This window comes from Ruegeria sp. AL7 (assembly GCF_056536105.1).
The window spans coordinates 2,853,394-2,868,713 of the sequence record NZ_JBQFJF010000001.1; the positions used below are offsets into that span (position 1 = coordinate 2,853,394).

The 15,320-nt window shown below is 58.2% G+C and carries 17 protein-coding genes; 12 read left to right on the forward strand and 5 right to left on the reverse strand.

Annotated elements, in window-relative coordinates; all coding sequences use genetic code 11:
• The first annotated feature begins 84 nt into the window (after positions 1-84).
• The gene (locus tag ACR3E2_RS14335) at positions 85-684 is read left to right on the forward strand and encodes a L,D-transpeptidase (RefSeq protein WP_267363097.1); all 600 of its coding nucleotides are present in this window, start codon (positions 85-87) and stop codon (positions 682-684) included.
• 139 nt (positions 685-823) lie between these two features.
• Entirely contained in the window at positions 824-1,006 is a 183-nt protein-coding gene (locus tag ACR3E2_RS14340) for a hypothetical protein (RefSeq protein WP_117870963.1), read from the forward strand.
• A 161-nt stretch (positions 1,007-1,167) separates the two neighbouring features.
• Here the strand turns inward: ACR3E2_RS14340 and hemH are convergent, their stop codons facing one another.
• Both hemH and ACR3E2_RS14350 read right to left on the reverse strand, forming a co-directional pair.
• Positions 1,168-2,217 carry a ferrochelatase gene (gene hemH, locus ACR3E2_RS14345; RefSeq protein WP_480483927.1) on the reverse strand — a complete coding sequence of 350 codons (1,050 nt, stop codon included), beginning with the start codon at positions 2,215-2,217 and terminating at the stop codon, positions 1,168-1,170.
• A 57-nt stretch (positions 2,218-2,274) separates the two neighbouring features.
• Entirely contained in the window at positions 2,275-3,105 is an 831-nt protein-coding gene (locus tag ACR3E2_RS14350; RefSeq protein ID WP_480483928.1) for a methyltransferase domain-containing protein, read from the reverse strand.
• Here ACR3E2_RS14350 and ACR3E2_RS14355 point away from each other — a divergent pair.
• Genes ACR3E2_RS14355 through ACR3E2_RS14370 form a run of 4 tightly spaced genes read left to right on the forward strand, consistent with a single transcriptional unit; the run spans position 3,086 to position 5,429 of the window.
• The gene (locus ACR3E2_RS14355) at positions 3,086-3,850 is read left to right on the forward strand and encodes a double zinc ribbon domain-containing protein (RefSeq protein ID WP_480483929.1); all 765 of its coding nucleotides are present in this window, start codon (positions 3,086-3,088) and stop codon (positions 3,848-3,850) included. The two genes, ACR3E2_RS14350 and ACR3E2_RS14355, sit on opposite strands and share 20 nt — an antisense overlap.
• A gap of 38 nt (positions 3,851-3,888) precedes the next feature.
• Entirely contained in the window at positions 3,889-4,146 is a 258-nt protein-coding gene (gene grxC, locus ACR3E2_RS14360) for a glutaredoxin 3 (RefSeq protein ID WP_480483930.1), read from the forward strand.
• Positions 4,146-4,976, forward strand: a complete 831-nt coding sequence (locus ACR3E2_RS14365) for a carbon-nitrogen hydrolase family protein (RefSeq protein ID WP_480483931.1) — start codon at positions 4,146-4,148, stop codon at positions 4,974-4,976. The genes grxC and ACR3E2_RS14365 overlap by 1 nt, the downstream gene beginning before the upstream one ends.
• Positions 4,977-4,988: 12 nt before the next feature.
• On the forward strand, positions 4,989-5,429 hold the full coding sequence (locus tag ACR3E2_RS14370; protein ID WP_209507198.1) for a MarR family winged helix-turn-helix transcriptional regulator: 441 nt from the start codon (positions 4,989-4,991) through the stop codon (positions 5,427-5,429).
• A 3-nt stretch (positions 5,430-5,432) separates the two neighbouring features.
• Here the strand turns inward: ACR3E2_RS14370 and ubiG are convergent, their stop codons facing one another.
• Positions 5,433-6,179: a bifunctional 2-polyprenyl-6-hydroxyphenol methylase/3-demethylubiquinol 3-O-methyltransferase UbiG gene (gene ubiG, locus ACR3E2_RS14375; RefSeq protein ID WP_480483932.1), complete on the reverse strand. Its 747-nt coding sequence runs from the start codon at positions 6,177-6,179 to the stop codon at positions 5,433-5,435.
• 48 nt (positions 6,180-6,227) lie between these two features.
• On the opposite strand from ubiG, the gene pip reads away from it, so the two are divergent.
• From pip to infB, 6 genes are all read left to right on the forward strand, one after another.
• Entirely contained in the window at positions 6,228-7,205 is a 978-nt protein-coding gene (gene pip / locus ACR3E2_RS14380; protein ID WP_480483933.1) for a prolyl aminopeptidase, read from the forward strand.
• Positions 7,202-8,023: an ABC transporter substrate-binding protein gene (locus ACR3E2_RS14385; protein WP_480483934.1), complete on the forward strand. Its 822-nt coding sequence runs from the start codon at positions 7,202-7,204 to the stop codon at positions 8,021-8,023. Before pip ends, ACR3E2_RS14385 begins: the two co-directional genes overlap by 4 nt.
• 160 nt (positions 8,024-8,183) lie before the next feature.
• Entirely contained in the window at positions 8,184-8,774 is a 591-nt protein-coding gene (gene rimP, locus ACR3E2_RS14390) for a ribosome maturation factor RimP (protein WP_480474795.1), read from the forward strand.
• Positions 8,774-10,393: a transcription termination factor NusA gene (gene nusA / locus ACR3E2_RS14395; RefSeq protein WP_480474797.1), complete on the forward strand. Its 1,620-nt coding sequence runs from the start codon at positions 8,774-8,776 to the stop codon at positions 10,391-10,393. Before rimP ends, nusA begins: the two co-directional genes overlap by 1 nt.
• A 22-nt stretch (positions 10,394-10,415) precedes the next feature.
• Positions 10,416-11,039, forward strand: coding sequence for an RNA-binding protein (locus ACR3E2_RS14400; RefSeq protein ID WP_480483935.1), 624 nt, complete (start codon positions 10,416-10,418; stop codon positions 11,037-11,039).
• Between the two features lie 8 nt (positions 11,040-11,047).
• Positions 11,048-13,534 (forward strand): translation initiation factor IF-2, encoded by a 2,487-nt coding sequence (gene infB, locus ACR3E2_RS14405; protein WP_480483936.1) that lies wholly within the window; start codon positions 11,048-11,050, stop codon positions 13,532-13,534.
• Between the two features lie 66 nt (positions 13,535-13,600).
• On the opposite strand, the gene ACR3E2_RS14410 is transcribed toward infB, so the two are convergent.
• Together ACR3E2_RS14410 and ACR3E2_RS14415 are read right to left on the reverse strand one after the other, a co-directional pair.
• On the reverse strand, positions 13,601-14,428 hold the full coding sequence (locus ACR3E2_RS14410) for an alpha/beta hydrolase (RefSeq protein ID WP_480483937.1): 828 nt from the start codon (positions 14,426-14,428) through the stop codon (positions 13,601-13,603).
• Between the two features lie 3 nt (positions 14,429-14,431).
• The gene (locus ACR3E2_RS14415; RefSeq protein WP_480483938.1) at positions 14,432-15,316 is read right to left on the reverse strand and encodes a tryptophan 2,3-dioxygenase; all 885 of its coding nucleotides are present in this window, start codon (positions 15,314-15,316) and stop codon (positions 14,432-14,434) included.
• Positions 15,317-15,320: the final 4 nt, after the last annotated feature.

Below are 15,320 nucleotides of genomic sequence, written 5' to 3' on the forward strand. Positions count from 1 at the left end.
CTGCCGGTTTGGTTTGCGACTGAAGCATTCTGGCAATAGAATGCCTCTGATTTCAGACCTCACCTAAACACAGGACCCGTCGTCATGGTCAAGAAGCGCATTCATTCGCCCACCCGCAGGGGGTTTCTGGCAGGGGCTACCGCCACTCTGGCTACACCGGCACTGGCGCAATATATCCCGGGCGACCCGCTGCGCCCTGCACCCGAAACCGAACCGGCGGTTCGCCGCAACGTATCCGGGTTCCGGGCATTGGATTGGCAACCGTATTTCTCGAACACCAGAAATGGCGCCATATTGGTCGACACCGTCTCAAGAGCGCTGCATTACTGGTCGGATGACCAAACAGTCTATAAATTGTACCCGTCGTCGGTTCCGCTGACCGAAGAACTCACCCGGCGCGGGCGCACCAGTGTGATCCGCAAGGTCGAAGGCCCAAGCTGGTCTCCGACGCCGTCGATGAAGAAGAGAAATCCGGAATGGCCGGACTACATTCCTCCGGGTCCTGATAACCCATTGGGAACACACGCTTTATACCTGAGCTGGAAGTATTATCGCATTCACGGGACGCACGATACACGCAAAATCGGCCGCAGATCTTCGAACGGCTGCATCGGCCTTTTCAACGAAGACATCGCCGAGCTGTTTTCGATGGCGAAGGTTGGCACGCAAGTGTTGCTAATTTGACGACATTTTCGTGTACGAACCCGCTCACCGGTCAAGTTGCAATTGCATTCCCGCTCTAATGCTGATTAGAAAAAACTACGAGGTAAGTCTTAGATGTGCGGCTCTGGATATTGGAGCCGTGCAAATTCTGGAGGTTAATATGAAGAAACTCGTTCTCGCCGCAGCTCTGACTGCAGCAGCTTCGACTGCATATGCTGGCAACCTGGAAGAGCCGGTTGTTGAAGCACCAGTTGTTGTTGAAGAAACTCAGGGTTCGTCGCAGGGCATTCTGCTGCCGCTGATCCTGCTGGTCGTTGTTGCTGCTGCTGTTGCTGCAAGCTAATCCGACACGGAATTCATGAAAAAGGCGGTGGAGCAATCCACCGCCTTTTTTAATTCCAACAGGTCTTCAAGCCTGTTGCGCGCCGGGGGGATACTGACAGGCCAGTATCAAGCCGAGCTTGACGTTCTCATAGGAAATGCGGGTTGCGTTCTAGAAACGCTTTACGCCAGCCACCCGCACAAATTATCTTCGATCACCTTTCCAAGTGCCGCGATATGGGCGTCGTCATCGTTAAGGCATGGAATATAGGTAAACGTCTCCCCGCCTGCTTCTTCGAAGCTTTCTTTTATTTCTTCGTTAATCTCTTCAAGCGTTTCGATGCAGTCCGCAGAAAACGCCGGGGCAATAACTGCAATGTTCTTTTTGCCTTGCTTCGCCAGGTCGGCCACGTGATCCACCGTGTAAGGTTTCAACCATTCTTCGGGGCCGAAGCGCGACTGGAAGGTCGATACCATTTGATCATCTGTCCAGCCCAGCCGCTCCTTTAACAGCCTCGTCGTTTTAGCGCATTGGCAGTGATAGGGATCGCCCTGCTGAAGATACCGCTCGGGCATCCCGTGATATGAGCAGACAAGAATGTCGGGCTTTGTCTCCATAGCCTCGTATGCGCGTTCAACAGACTGTGCCAGCGCATCGATATAGACGGGTTCATCGAAATAGGCCGGAACGGTTCGCGTCGCGGGCTGCCAGGCTTCGTCCATCAGTGCGCGAAAGAACTGGTCGTTGGCGGTGGCCGTCGTTGCGCCAGCGTATTGAGGGTAAAGCGGAAAAAACAAGATGCGATCGCACCCTGCGGCTACCATCGCGCGCACTTTGGATTTGGTCGACGGGTTGCCGTAACGCATACAGAAATCGACCATGACCTGATCACCGTATCGTGCGTGCATCGTCTGGCTTAGCTTGGCGGTCTGGTCCTTGGTGATGGTCATCAGCGGGCTTTCGCCCTTTTCCTGGTTCCAGATCGATTTGTAAGCCTCGCCGGAACTGAAAGGTCGCTTGGTCAGGATGATCGCCTGTAGAATCGGTTGCCATTTCCACTTTGGATAATCGATGACACGCTGGTCCGACAAAAACTCATTCAGATATCGGCGCATCGGCCAATATGTGTAGTCGTCCGGCGTGCCCAGATTGGCCAGCAATATGCCGACGCGCCCCATCCTGATCTTGGGGTGATCCGTAGGAGCGTGAGCGGGTCGCGTGGCATCAAACATATGAGGCTTCCTGAATTTCTTGCGTTAGGGCCTGAAATAAGGGGATTTGGTCGCGCGTCAATCGGGCAGTTTGCCCTCGTCCGTGCGCAAGGCGTCAGCCAAACGTGCTTGCGCCGACCCAGGACGCAGTGGTTTGGGTTGACTGTCGTGGGGGGACCATCCGGTCAGGCAGATCAGTTCGAACGTGGCTGCCAGACGTCCCGATACTGTGGTGAAATGAGACGCGTAGATGTTTTGCGCGGCCTCAAATACTGCGCGTTTGGTCGGGTGTTTCAGTCGCCCGGATAACGCATTGGCCTCACCCATATGCCGCAGATCGTGCATCAGGTGCCAGATGTCACGGTACTCAGCCGTGAGCGGCACCGAGTCTGCGACTGGCAAGGCCAGACCTGCCCGCTGCAACAAACCGCCCATGTCCCGCAGCTCGGCCATTGGAGCGATGCGGGGGCTGAGGCCACCGGTAACGTCAATCTCGGCCTGACCCAACGCCGCGCGCAATTCGTGCAGCGTTTCGCCGCCCAGACAAACAACCAGCAACAACCCGTCGGGTTTCAGCGCGCGGTGGCATTGGATCAACTGGCCCACCGGATCGTTTGCGCAGTGCAGTGTCATGGCGTGGATAACAAGGTCATGTACGCCGGGTTGCAGTGCCAGCACGTCGTCATCCGCAATGATCGAGGCTTCGGGAAACGCGTCCGTCCAAAGCTGCGGGTATGCGGTCACGATCGCTGCCGCCGTAAAGGTTTTGTTAACCATGGAGAGCCGATCCTGAACCTCGTCCATCGCGGCGCGGTGCAGAAAAAGGGCGTCATCCTGCACGCGGCTGCGATGACGCAGAATGGCGGCACGGTCAAAAAGTGAGGGTGCAGTGGGTTCGGGCAGTTTCATAGCTGGCAAGTATCGCATCGCGCAACGGATTCAAACCGCACTTGCGCTGATTTATCCACCACGTTGCATGGGGTGCGGCGACCTGACCGAGTCCGATTTTGGCCTGTGTGGCCCATGCTGGCGGGAAACGCCATTCATTGGCGGCACGGTCTGTGAAAGTTGCGGTCTGCCCCTGATCGGGGGGCAGGACGAGTTTCGGACCGAGTGCGATGATTGCCTGAAGACCGCGCGCCCCTGGAGGGCAGGCCGCGCAGCGCTTTTGTATGACGGCAAGGCGCGGTCACTGATCCTGGCGTTGAAACATGGTGATCGGCCCGAACTGGCCCGCCCTGCCGCGCAGTGGATGGTGCAGGCAGGGCGCCCATTGCTGCGAGCGGGTATGGTGATTGCTCCGGTTCCTCTGCATTGGTCACGCTTGCTCAAAAGGCGATACAACCAGTCAGCTCTCTTGGCGCAGAACCTGGCGCGTGAGACAGGATTGAAATGCGTGCCCGATTTGTTGATTCGCAAAAAAAAGACGCCGGTGCTGGACGGCAAAACAGCAGCCGAGCGGGCACAGATTTTGGGCGACGCGATATGCCTTCACCCCCGAAAAGCCCGCCATCTTACTGGCCGGGACATTTTGCTGGTGGACGATGTGATGACGTCCGGGGCAACACTGGCCGCATGCACTCGTGCCTGTCAGGCGGCGGGGGCAAATCATATTTTCGTGTTGGCTCTGGCGCGCGTTGCCAAGGATGCCTAATTCGCCCAAGATTGCGCGAAATCCGAAGGGAACGGAAAATGAAGTCGGTAGAGATCTATACATCGCCACTGTGCGGGTATTGTCATGCAGCCAAACGCCTGCTGAAGCAGAAAGGTGTCGAGTTCAAGGAAATCGACGTGCTGATGCACCCCAAACGCAAACCTGAAATGATTCAACGTGCCGGAGGCAAACGCACGGTCCCCCAGATTTTCATCGGCGCCACGCATGTCGGCGGTTGCGATGATTTGTACGAGTTGGAGCGTCAGGGCAAGCTTGACCGTCTGCTTGCGGCCTGATGAAAACCGCGCTGCTGCAAATCACCTCGTCGGACGATCCGGTAGAAAACCTCGGGATGGTCCGAGGTATGATGGCCGAAGCGGCAGAACAGGGCGCCCGCTTTGTTCTGACGCCAGAGGTTACGAATTGCGTTTCAACAAGCACCACACGGCAGCGCGCGGTTTTACAACATGAAGAAGATGACATCACCTTGGCGGGCCTGCGCGAACAGGCTGCTGATCTGGGTGTATGGCTTCTGATCGGCTCGTTGGGGCTCAAGACTCATGACAATGACGGTCGTTTTGCCAACCGCTGCTTTATGATCGGACCGCAAGGTCAGATCGTGGCGCGGTATGACAAGATCCATATGTTCGATGTGCAGGTCACCGAGACCGAGACGTTCCGCGAATCAAAAAACTACCGCCCTGGCGAAAAAGCGGTCATCGCCGAAACGGATTTCGGCAAGGTTGGTCTGACAATCTGTTACGATATCCGCTTTCCATACTTGCACGCGGCGCTGGCGCAGGCGGGCGCGCGCATTCTGACCGTCCCGGCTGCGTTCTCACCGGTCACGGGCGCCGCGCATTGGGAAGCCTTGCTGCGCGCACGCGCAATCGAAACCGGGTGTTGGGTGCTGGCCCCGGCCCAGACGGGGGAACACCCGAAAACCAGCGGCAAGACCCGTTATACCCACGGTCACAGCATGGTCGTCGACCCGTGGGGAAAGGTGCTGATCGACGCAGGGACCGATCCAGGCATTCACATTTTCGATTTGGATGATAGTTCTGTGACTGAGGCACGCCGACGTGTCCCTTCACTGCACCACCGCCGTTCCTTCGACGGACCCTGACAGAACGGAACAATGACAGACGACACCAATGCCCTTGCGGTCACGCTGTTCAGCGAGATCCTGACCGCCGATCAGCTATTGCGGAACCGGCTTAGCCGTGTGCTGCCCAAGGGCATGGAAATCTCGCATTTCTCGGTTCTTAACCACTTGGCTTTTGTCGCGGATGAGCGCAGCCCGGCACAGCTGGCCAACACGTTCCACGTCACCCGCGGCGCGATGACCAACACCTTGGCCAAGCTGGAGTGGGCCGGATACATCCACATCCGACCCGATTGGGACGATGCCCGCCGCAAGATGGTGGCGATCAGCCCCGCAGGGCGCCGCGCACGCGATCAGGCGATTTCTTCGATTGCCCCGTTGATCAACCGCGTGGTCGGAGAGTTGGGGGATGACCGTGTTCGTTCAACATTGCCAGTGTTGCGCGATCTGAGAAAGCAGTTGGAAGGGGAATAACCCTCAGCCCGGCTTCACACTCGCCGTCACGTAATTCACGCTCAAGTCCCGATCCGAGATCGACCAGTTCCACAGGATCGGGTTGAAGACAAACCCCTTGCGGTCCACCGGGTCCAGCCCGGCCTGACGCAGCAGGTCAAACAGCTCCTCCGGCGTGATGAACTTGTTCCATTCATGCGTGCCGCGCGGCAGCCAGCGCATCACCACTTCAGCCCCGAAAATGGCCATCGCATAAGATTTCGGGTTGCGATTGATGGTTGAGCAGATCAGCAGCCCGCCGGGCCTGAGCAACTGCTGCGAGGCGGTCAGGAAACCCGCCGGGTCGGCCACATGCTCGACCACTTCCATGTTCAGCACCACGTCGAACTGCTCACCTGCAGCGGCCATGTCTTCGGCTGTGGTGAGGCGATAGTCGATCTGCAAACCGGACTGTTCGGCATGGATGCGCGCAACAGGCAGGTTGCCTCCGGCGGCATCGGCCCCAACGACCTCGGCCCCCAGACGCGCCATGGGTTCGCTCAGCAGACCACCGCCACAACCGATATCCAGCAGGCGCAGGCCTTCGAACGGCATAGGCGACTTTAGGTCGCGATCGAATTCTCCGGCGATCTGCTGTGTGATATAATCCAAACGGCAAGGATTCAGCATGTGCAAGGGTTTGAATTTCCCATGAGGATCCCACCATTCTGCCGCCATCGCTTCGAATTTTGCGATCTCGGACGGATCCACCGTGTTCAGATGCGCTTGCATTCCTGTCTCCGTATGCTCTTTTACGCTTAAGGACTATATAGGGCCATAATGGACAAGTACCCGGACCAAAAGCGCGCAGTTCAATATCTGTACCCGCCGATCGATCCGTTCGACCAGCGTATGGTCGATATGGGCGACGGGCACCGTATCTATGTGGAACAATGCGGTAATCCCGAAGGCATACCCGTCGTGATCCTGCATGGCGGTCCGGGTGGCGGCTGCAGCCCTGCAATGCGTCGCTACTTTGATCCGCATGCGTACAGGGTGATTCTATTTGATCAGCGTGGGTGTGGCCGGTCTCGCCCCACGGCTTCGGTTGAGAACAACACGACTTGGCATTTGGTGGCCGACATTGAACGGTTGCGCGACCTGTTCGAGATTGATGAATGGATAGCTTTTGGCGGCAGCTGGGGCGCGACGCTGGCGCTGATCTACGCGCAGTCGCATCCCGACAGGGTCAGCCGTTTGGTGCTGCGGGGTGTGTTTCTGGCAACTCAGGCTGAACTTGACTGGTTTTATGGCGGCGGAGTGGGGCGTTTCTGGCCGGAGCAGTGGCAGAAGTTCACCGCGCTTTTGCCCGAGGCCGAGCTGAAGGACACCATCACCGCCTATAACAAACGCCTGTTCTCGGGGGACCGCGCGACCGAGACCCTGTATGCGCGGGCATGGTCGCACTGGGAAAATGCGCTGGCATCGATCCACACGAACGGATCAGTGGGCGAAAGCCCCGGTGAATACGCACGTACATTTGCCCGGCTCGAGAATCATTATTTCTACAATAAGGTTTTTCTGGAAAAGGATGGGCAGATCCTAGATCAAATGGACCGGATCGCTCATATCCCGGGACACATCGTGCAGGGGCGATACGACATGATTTGCCCGCCGCAGGCCGCCTGGTCGCTGAGCGAACGCTGGCCGAATGCCGAGATTAAGATGGTACGTCAGGCCGGTCATGCGCTTTCTGAACCCGGGATCAGCGCAGAACTGATCCGGATCATGGATCGCGTGGCGGAGGGTTTGGCATGACACGCATCGACCGCCGTGCCTTGTTTGCTTCGGGTGCCGCGGCCGCGCTGCTTGCTGCGACAGGCGCGTCCCTGGCGGACAGACCCGAGAAAGGCGGCACGCTGCGATTGGCCGTGCCGCGCGACGACAGTCTTGAGCAGGTGGCACGCGGTGCGGTTTTCGACACGCTGACCGAGATCGCCCCGGATGGCACTTTGCGGGGCGAGCTTGCGACCGGCTGGCAAACCGACGCCGATGCGAAGGTCTGGAGCTTTGATCTGCGCAATGATGCGGTGTTCCACGACGGCGCGCCTTTGGACATCTCAGACGTTGCGACCGTATTGGCCGAAGTCGGGTATACCGAGGCATTGACCGCCAACCGTTTGCGGCTGGAACTGGCCGAGGCAAATCCGGGCCTTCCATTCCTTTTGGCGGAAAGTCGTTTTGTCATTGCCCGCTATGGCGAAGGAGTCACGCCGCTACACAGGGCCAACGGTACGGGTTGCTACCGTGTCGAGCGCGCCGAAGACGGGCGACATTTCCTGGGTCGCCGTGTTTCGGGACATTACAAGGACGGTCAGGCCGGTTGGGTCGATGCATTCGAAGTGATCGTTATTCCCGATGCCCGTGTCCGCGCCGAGGCATTGCGCGATGGCTACGTCGATATTGCGGCTTTCCCAGATCCGTCCGAGATCCGCAGTACGCGCGGTTTTCGCTTCCATCCTTCCGAGACCGATATGGCACTGGCCGTTTCAGGGGCAGTGGGATTGCCGCGGCAGATTGCCGGACGCACGGTTCTGGACGACGGTCGTATCGCTGAACGGTGGTGGATCGCGTAATTCCGGGTGATACTTCTGTCGGGGGTTGCAGACTCGGATCATCCTGCGTATATGCAGTTTCAACAGCGGCGCGTTGGACTTCCGGTCCAAGGCTCCACCGGAAAATTCGACGGGCCGCGCGCCCGTTTTTTTGTGCCCGATTGACAGGGTAGAGAACCTGATGACAAACGACCTGATAGCCAAAGCTGCCATCGACCGGCGACTTGCCGAGATCATCACCCCGGTGATCGAAGACCTGGGGTATGAGCTGGTCCGTGTCCGGCTGATGAGTGGCAAGCAGACCACGCTGCAAATCATGGCTGACAAACCCGAAGGCGGCATCGAAGTGGATGACTGCGCCGAGATTTCGAATGCGGTCAGCGCCACCCTGGATGTGGAGGACCCGATCCTCGACGCCTATACGCTTGAGGTGTCCAGCCCCGGTATCGACCGCCCCCTGACGCGCCTCAAGGATTTTGAGACTTTTGAGGGGTATGAGGCCAAGATCGAAACCTCTGAACTGATCGATGGCCGCCGCCGGTTCAAAGGGGAACTGGCCGGGATCGAAGGAGAAGAGGTTCTGATCAATATTCCCGAAGGGTCCGAGACGATCACAATCGGCCTGCAATTCGACTGGCTGAGTGATGCCAAGCTGGTCCTGACCGATGATCTGATCAAAGAAATGCTGCGCCAGCGCAAAGATGCGGGCGCCCTGAACGAAAAAGCTTTCGACGAGATTGAGACCGAAGGGTCCGAAGAGGAGACGAACTGATGGCAATTACCTCAGCCAACCAGCTGGAGCTGCTGCAGACTGCCGAGGCCGTGGCCCGCGAAAAGATGATCGACCCCGGTCTGGTTGTCGAAGCGATGGAGGAATCGCTCGCCCGCGCTGCCAAGAGCCGCTACGGCGCCGAGATGGACATTCGCGTGTCGATCGACCGCAAGACCGGCAAGGCGACATTCACCCGTGTGCGCACCGTGGTCGAGGATGACGAGCTTGAGAACTATCAGGCCGAATTCACCGTCGAACAAGCCAAGCAGTACATGGAAGACCCGCAGGTCGGTGACGTTTTTGTTGAAGAAGTGCCGCCGGTCGAAATGGGCCGGATTGCGGCGCAGTCCGCCAAGCAAGTGATCCTGCAAAAGGTCCGCGAAGCCGAGCGTGATCGTCAGTATGAGGAATTCAAGGATCGTGCGGGCACCATCATCAACGGTGCCGTCAAGCGCGAAGAATTCGGCAATGTCATCGTCGATCTCGGCGGTGCCGAGGCTGTTCTGCGCCGCAATGACAAGATCGGTCGCGAAAGCTATCGCCCGAATGATCGTGTGCGCGCGTATATCAAGGAAGTCCGCCGCGAAGTGCGTGGCCACCAGATCTTCCTGTCGCGTACCGCGCCAGAGTTCATGGCCGAGCTGTTCAAGATGGAAGTGCCGGAAATCTATGACGGTATCATCGAGGTCAAGGCCGTGGCCCGTGACCCCGGTTCTCGCGCCAAAATCGCCGTGATCTCGTATGACGGCTCGATCGACCCTGTTGGCGCCTGCGTTGGTATGCGCGGCAGCCGCGTGCAGGCCGTTGTGAACGAACTGCAGGGTGAGAAGATTGACATCATCCCGTGGAACGAAGACCAACCGACCTTCCTGGTGAACGCGCTGCAACCTGCCGAGGTTTCGAAGGTTGTTCTGGACGAAGAAGCAGGCAAGATCGAGGTTGTCGTTCCGGAAGAGCAGTTGTCTCTTGCAATCGGTCGTCGCGGTCAGAACGTGCGTCTGGCAAGCCAACTGACCGGGCTGGATATCGACATCATGACCGAAGCTGAAGAATCGGCGCGTCGTCAGAAGGAATTCGAATCTCGTACCAAACTGTTCATGGACAGTCTGGATCTGGACGAGTTCTTTGCGCAACTGCTGGTTTCCGAAGGCTTCACCAACCTCGAAGAAGTTGCCTATGTCGAGATTGATGAACTTCTGGTCATTGACGGCGTCGACGAAGGCACTGCGCAGGAACTTCAGACCCGGGCGCGCGAGTTCCTGGAAGCCCAGGCCAAAGCCGCTCTGGATGCGGCGCGCGCACTGGGTGCCGAGGACAGCCTCATTGAATTCGAAGGCCTGACCCCCCAGATGGTAGAGGCGCTGGCCAAGGACGATGTGAAGACGCTGGAAGATTTCGCAACCTGTGCAGACTGGGAACTGGCCGGTGGCTGGACCACGGTCGACGGTGAACGCGTCAAGGATGATGGCGTGCTGGAGCCCTTTGGCGTCACGCTCGAAGAAGCACAAGACATGGTCATGACTGCGCGTATCCTGTTGGGTTGGGTTGATCCGGCCGAGTTGGAGCAGGCGGAAGAAGACATCGACGGCGACGCAGCAGACGAGGAGGTCGAGGCCTGATCTCAGGTCTCGGGTGGCGCGTATGGGTCGCGGTGGCGTCCATAAGGATCGGTCTGACGGACCCGAACGCAAGTGCATCGCCACAGGCGAGGTTCAGCCTAGATATGGCTTGATCCGCTTTGTGACGGGCCCGGACGGTCAGGTCTTTCCGGATGTCGCGGCAAAGTTGCCGGGACGGGGCGTTTATGTGGCGGCGGATCGTGCTGCGCTGGACAAGGCCATTGGTAAGAAACTGTTTGCGCGGGGGTTCAAGGCACAGGTGACTGTGCCTCAGAACCTCGCGACAGAAGTTGAAAAGCAGATCGCGCGCCGTGTGATTGAGTTGCTCAGTCTGGCGCGCAAGTCCGGCGACGCGGTTGCCGGGTATGAAAAGGTCAAGTCGTGGCTGGACCGGGAAGAGGCTCAGGTGCTGATTCAGGCCACTGATGGATCGGGGCGCGGCAAGTCGAAGCTCAGTACGCCGCACTTCGGAAAATACATCGGTTGGCTGACGGCAGACGAATTAGGGCAGGCATTTGGGCGCCAAACGGTGATTCATGCGGCCTTGGCCTCTGGCGGACTCGCCAAACGTGTTGTAGAGGAAGCGCAGCGCCTGCGTGGCTTGCGCGAAACGGATGACGGCGGCAAGGGCCGCGCGGAAGGGTAAGAAGCTTTATGAGCGATAGTGACGGCAAAAAGACATTGGGTCTTCGTGGCGGGGCACGCCCCGGAAATGTGAAACAGAGTTTCAGCCACGGACGCACCAAGAATGTCGTGGTGGAAACCAAACGCAAGCGCGTGGTGGTCCCCAAGCCGGGCGCGGCAAAGCCGGGTGGCGGTGCCGCCCCTTCGGGTGATCCGTCGCGTCGTCCCGCAGGTATTTCGGACGCGGAAATGGCGCGCCGTATGAAGGCTTTGCAGGCTGCCAAGGCCCGCGAGGTCGAAGAGGCCGCTGAACGCGAAGCCGCTGAAAAGGCACGCGAAGAAGAGCGCGTGCGCCGCCGCGCGGAACAGGAAGCGAAAGAACGCGAGCAGCGTGAAGCGGAAGAGCGCGCGCGTCAGAAAGCCGAAGATGAAGAGCGCAAGCGCGTGGAGGCTGAAGAAGAAGCCAAGCGTGCCGCTGTTGCTGCTGCCGCTTCGCCGGCCCCTGAAGAAGCCAAAGCTGCACGCAGCCCGGCCAGCAAACCTGCGCCTGTTGCCGCACCTCGCAAGCAGGATCGCGAACGCGAACAGCGCGGTCGTGGCAAGGGTCGTGAAGACAACCGTCGTTCGGGCAAACTGACACTGGGTCAGGCCACCGGTGACGAAGGCAGCCGCCAGCGGTCGATGGCAGCGATGAAGCGCAAGCAGGAACGCGCCCGTCAGAAAGCCATGGGCGGTTCGGTCGAGCGGGAAAAGGTGATCCGCGACGTACAACTGCCTGAGGCGATCATGGTCTCGGAACTGGCCAACCGTATGGCCGAGCGCGTGGCTGACGTGGTCAAATCACTTATGCAGATGGGCATGATGGTCACGCAGAACCAGACCATCGACGCTGATACTGCCGAGCTGATTATCGAAGAGTTTGGCCATAAGGTCACCCGCGTCTCTGATTCGGATGTTGAGGACGTCATCAAAGAGGTCGAAGACAGCGAAGCCGATCTGAAGCCTCGTCCGCCCGTCATCACCATCATGGGTCACGTCGACCACGGGAAAACATCGCTGCTGGATGCAATCCGCGATGCGCGTGTTGTGGCTGGTGAGGCCGGTGGCATCACCCAGCATATCGGCGCCTATCAGGTGAAAACCGATGGCGGCTCGACGCTGACCTTCCTGGATACACCCGGACACGCGGCCTTCACCTCGATGCGCTCGCGTGGTGCCCAGGTGACCGACATCGTGGTTCTGGTCGTCGCTGCCGATGACGCGGTCATGCCGCAGACAATTGAGGCGATCAATCACGCGAAGGCAGCCAAGGTGCCGATGATCGTGGCGATCAACAAGATCGACAAACATGATGCAAATCCGGACAAGGTGCGCACCGATCTGCTGCAACACGAAGTGATCGTCGAGAAAATGTCGGGTGAGGTTCAGGACGTAGAAGTGTCTGCCATCACCGGTCAAGGTCTGGACGAGTTGCTGGAAGCCATCGCATTGCAGGCCGAGATTCTGGAACTGAAAGCCAACCCTGATCGCGCTGCCCAAGGTGCCGTGATCGAGGCACAGCTGGACGTGGGCCGCGGCCCGGTCGCTACGGTTCTGGTTCAGAACGGTACATTGCGTCAGGGCGATATCTTTGTCGTGGGTGAGCAGTATGGTAAGGTCCGTGCTCTGATCAACGACAAGGGTGAGCGCGTCAAGGAAGCTGGACCGTCGGTTCCCGTTGAGGTTCTTGGTCTGAACGGTACGCCTGAAGCAGGCGATGTTCTGAACGTGACCGAGACCGAAGCACAAGCCCGTGAAATCGCCGCCTACCGTGAACAGGCTGCCAAGGACAAACGCGCTGCCGCTGGTGCCGCAACGACCCTTGAACAGTTGATGCAGAAGGCCAAGGAAGACGAAAACGTCACCGAGTTGCCCATTCTGATGAAAGCAGACGTTCAGGGTTCGGCGGAAGCCATCGTTCAGGCAATGGAGAAGATCGGCAACGAAGAAGTACGCGTGCGCGTTCTGCATTCGGGTGTTGGTGCCATTACTGAAACGGATGTCGGTCTGGCCGAAGCGTCGGGCGCTCCAATCTTTGGCTTCAACGTGCGGGCCAATGCCTCAGCGCGGAATACCGCAAACCAGAAGGGCGTCGAGATTCGCTATTACTCGGTGATCTATGACCTCGTAGACGACGTGAAAGCAGCCGCATCCGGCCTGTTGAGCGCCGAAATTCGCGAGAAGTTCATTGGCTACGCCGAGATTCGCGAAGTCTTCAAGGTTACCGGCGTTGGCAAGGTTGCTGGCTGTCTGGTCACCGAAGGCGTGGCGCGTCGTTCCGCCGGTGTCCGCTTGCTGCGCGACAACGTGGTGATTCACGAAGGAACGCTAAAGACGCTGAAGCGTTTCAAGGATGAAGTGGCCGAGGTTCAGTCGGGTCAGGAATGTGGTATGGCATTCGAGAACTACGATGACATTCGCGCAGGCGACGTGATCGAAATCTTCGAGCGCGAAGAAGTCACCCGCACGCTGGACTAACCCGGCAAAAGATGAAAACGAAAAACAGCGGCCCCCTCAGGCCGCTGTTTTCTTTTGACGAAGCTCTTATTTTGTCCGACGCAGAAATGTAGCTGAATGCATGATTATATCGAAATGATGCATTCCTTGCGCGAGCGTAAAACTAACCGGGTGTCCGGCCTTTCGCAGCCTTTCGGCATAGTCGCGGCTTTGGCGAATGAACTCACCCGTATCACGTTCGGCTACCGAAACATGATATCGAGGACCGGGCCGGGGCAGATTGCGGATGGGTGACAGATCGTTGACCTCGACCGGCGTCAATTGCAGTGGATCGTTCACCGACATCAGGCTGATCGGTTCCAGGTCGTATATTCCGCTGATCAGAATCACATCCCGCACCCGGAGCCCCGCTTTGGCAAGGGCATCTGATGAGGTTGCCATCACCATCGCCGCCAGATGCGCGCCTGCACTGTGACCTGACAGGGTGATCCGCGACGGATCGAACCCCAACTCCCCCGCCTTGGCCGCCAGCCACAACAACGCGTCACGGCATTCGTCGATCATGTCGCCAACCCGGGCATCGGGTGCCAGCGTGTAGTTTACAGTCGCAAAAGCTTGCCCGTGTTCTACCAGACCTGGTGCCATCAGAGACGATTCATTCTGGCTGAGCGCCTGCCAGTACCCGCCGTGAATGAAGACGTGCAGGGGTGCCTTGTCATCGCGAGCGGGAAAGAAATCAAGGACTTGTACGGGGCTGTCACCATAAGCCAGGTTTTCCCGTACCGGATAGTCGGCCCGCGCCTGAGCGCTTAGCGCCTTATAGCTGGCAAGATACGGGCTTAGGTCGCCGCCGATCATTGTGCTGGGGGAGTACTCCCGCTCCAGCTCGGATTGCGAAAATCCTCGATACAACATGTCTTAGGTCTGCCCGCTGTACATCAATTCGGTGCGCACGTCGTAAAGGTCGTGGAAAAACCGCAGCTCTAGCGCCTTTCGCAAAAAGGCCACGCCGCTTGAGCCACCAGTGCCGGGTTGCATCCCGATCACGCGCTCAACTGCGGTGGCATGATCAAAGCGCCAGCGTTGAAACAGGCTTTCCACATCCATCAGTTTTTCGGCCAAAGCATAAAGATCCCAGTATTTTTCAGTGTTGCGGAATACCTCGACCCAGATTTGTACCACGCGCGAATCGCCGCAATAGGGTTGGGCGTAATCGCGTTCGATCAGATCCTTGGGCACGTCGAACCCTTGACGGGCCAGCATGTGCAACACTTCGTCATAAAGCGACGGTTTGGTCAGAGCGGCATTCAGCATCTCCATCACCTCTGGGTCATGCGCATGGACCTTCAGTGTTGACGCATCCTTGTTGCCAAGAATGAACTCAATCTGCCGATACCCGTAGCTCTGAAACCCTGACGAGCTGCCCAGTGCCTGCCGAAACGTTAAATAGTCGGCAGGCGTCATGGTCAGAAGGGTTTCCCAGGCCGCAATCAGCTGCCGCTGAATGGCCTTGATGCGATCGAGGTTTTTCATCGCTGGGCCAAATTCATCCTGTTGCAAAAAACGGCGCACCTCGACCAGTTGGTGATGCATCAGTTTCAGCCACAGTTCGCTAACCTGATGGATGATAATGAACAGCATCTCGTCCGGCTGCGCGGGGTCCTGAAAGGTCTTTTGCAGGTTCAGCAGTGTTTTGAGTTGCAGAAAATCTCCATAGCTTTTGCGATGTGTCTCGGCGAAATCAGTGACCAGAGTGTCTTCGACACCTCTTTGCAACAGACGATCGTCTTTGTTCGCGCCCATCTCA

Bases quoted from the DNA above. Each gene is read 5' to 3' on its own strand.
- ACR3E2_RS14335 (WP_267363097.1), top strand. From the start codon at position 85: ATGGTCAAGAAGCGCATTCATTCGCCCACCCGCAGGGGGTTTCTGGCA.
- ACR3E2_RS14365 (WP_480483931.1), top strand. From the start codon at position 4,146: ATGAAAACCGCGCTGCTGCAAATCACCTCGTCGGACGATCCGGTAGAA.
- ACR3E2_RS14385 (WP_480483934.1), top strand. From the start codon at position 7,202: ATGACACGCATCGACCGCCGTGCCTTGTTTGCTTCGGGTGCCGCGGCC.
- ACR3E2_RS14370 (WP_209507198.1), top strand. From the start codon at position 4,989: ATGACAGACGACACCAATGCCCTTGCGGTCACGCTGTTCAGCGAGATC.
- hemH (WP_480483927.1), bottom strand. From the start codon at position 2,217: ATGTTTGATGCCACGCGACCCGCTCACGCTCCTACGGATCACCCCAAG.
- ACR3E2_RS14400 (WP_480483935.1), top strand. From the start codon at position 10,416: ATGGGTCGCGGTGGCGTCCATAAGGATCGGTCTGACGGACCCGAACGC.
- rimP (WP_480474795.1), top strand. From the start codon at position 8,184: ATGACAAACGACCTGATAGCCAAAGCTGCCATCGACCGGCGACTTGCC.
- ACR3E2_RS14340 (WP_117870963.1), top strand. From the start codon at position 824: ATGAAGAAACTCGTTCTCGCCGCAGCTCTGACTGCAGCAGCTTCGACT.
- ACR3E2_RS14350 (WP_480483928.1), bottom strand. From the start codon at position 3,105: ATGAAACTGCCCGAACCCACTGCACCCTCACTTTTTGACCGTGCCGCC.
- nusA (WP_480474797.1), top strand. From the start codon at position 8,774: ATGGCAATTACCTCAGCCAACCAGCTGGAGCTGCTGCAGACTGCCGAG.
- ACR3E2_RS14415 (WP_480483938.1), bottom strand. From the start codon at position 15,316: ATGGGCGCGAACAAAGACGATCGTCTGTTGCAAAGAGGTGTCGAAGAC.
- pip (WP_480483933.1), top strand. From the start codon at position 6,228: ATGGACAAGTACCCGGACCAAAAGCGCGCAGTTCAATATCTGTACCCG.
- grxC (WP_480483930.1), top strand. From the start codon at position 3,889: ATGAAGTCGGTAGAGATCTATACATCGCCACTGTGCGGGTATTGTCAT.
- ubiG (WP_480483932.1), bottom strand. From the start codon at position 6,179: ATGCAAGCGCATCTGAACACGGTGGATCCGTCCGAGATCGCAAAATTC.
- ACR3E2_RS14410 (WP_480483937.1), bottom strand. From the start codon at position 14,428: ATGTTGTATCGAGGATTTTCGCAATCCGAGCTGGAGCGGGAGTACTCC.
- infB (WP_480483936.1), top strand. From the start codon at position 11,048: ATGAGCGATAGTGACGGCAAAAAGACATTGGGTCTTCGTGGCGGGGCA.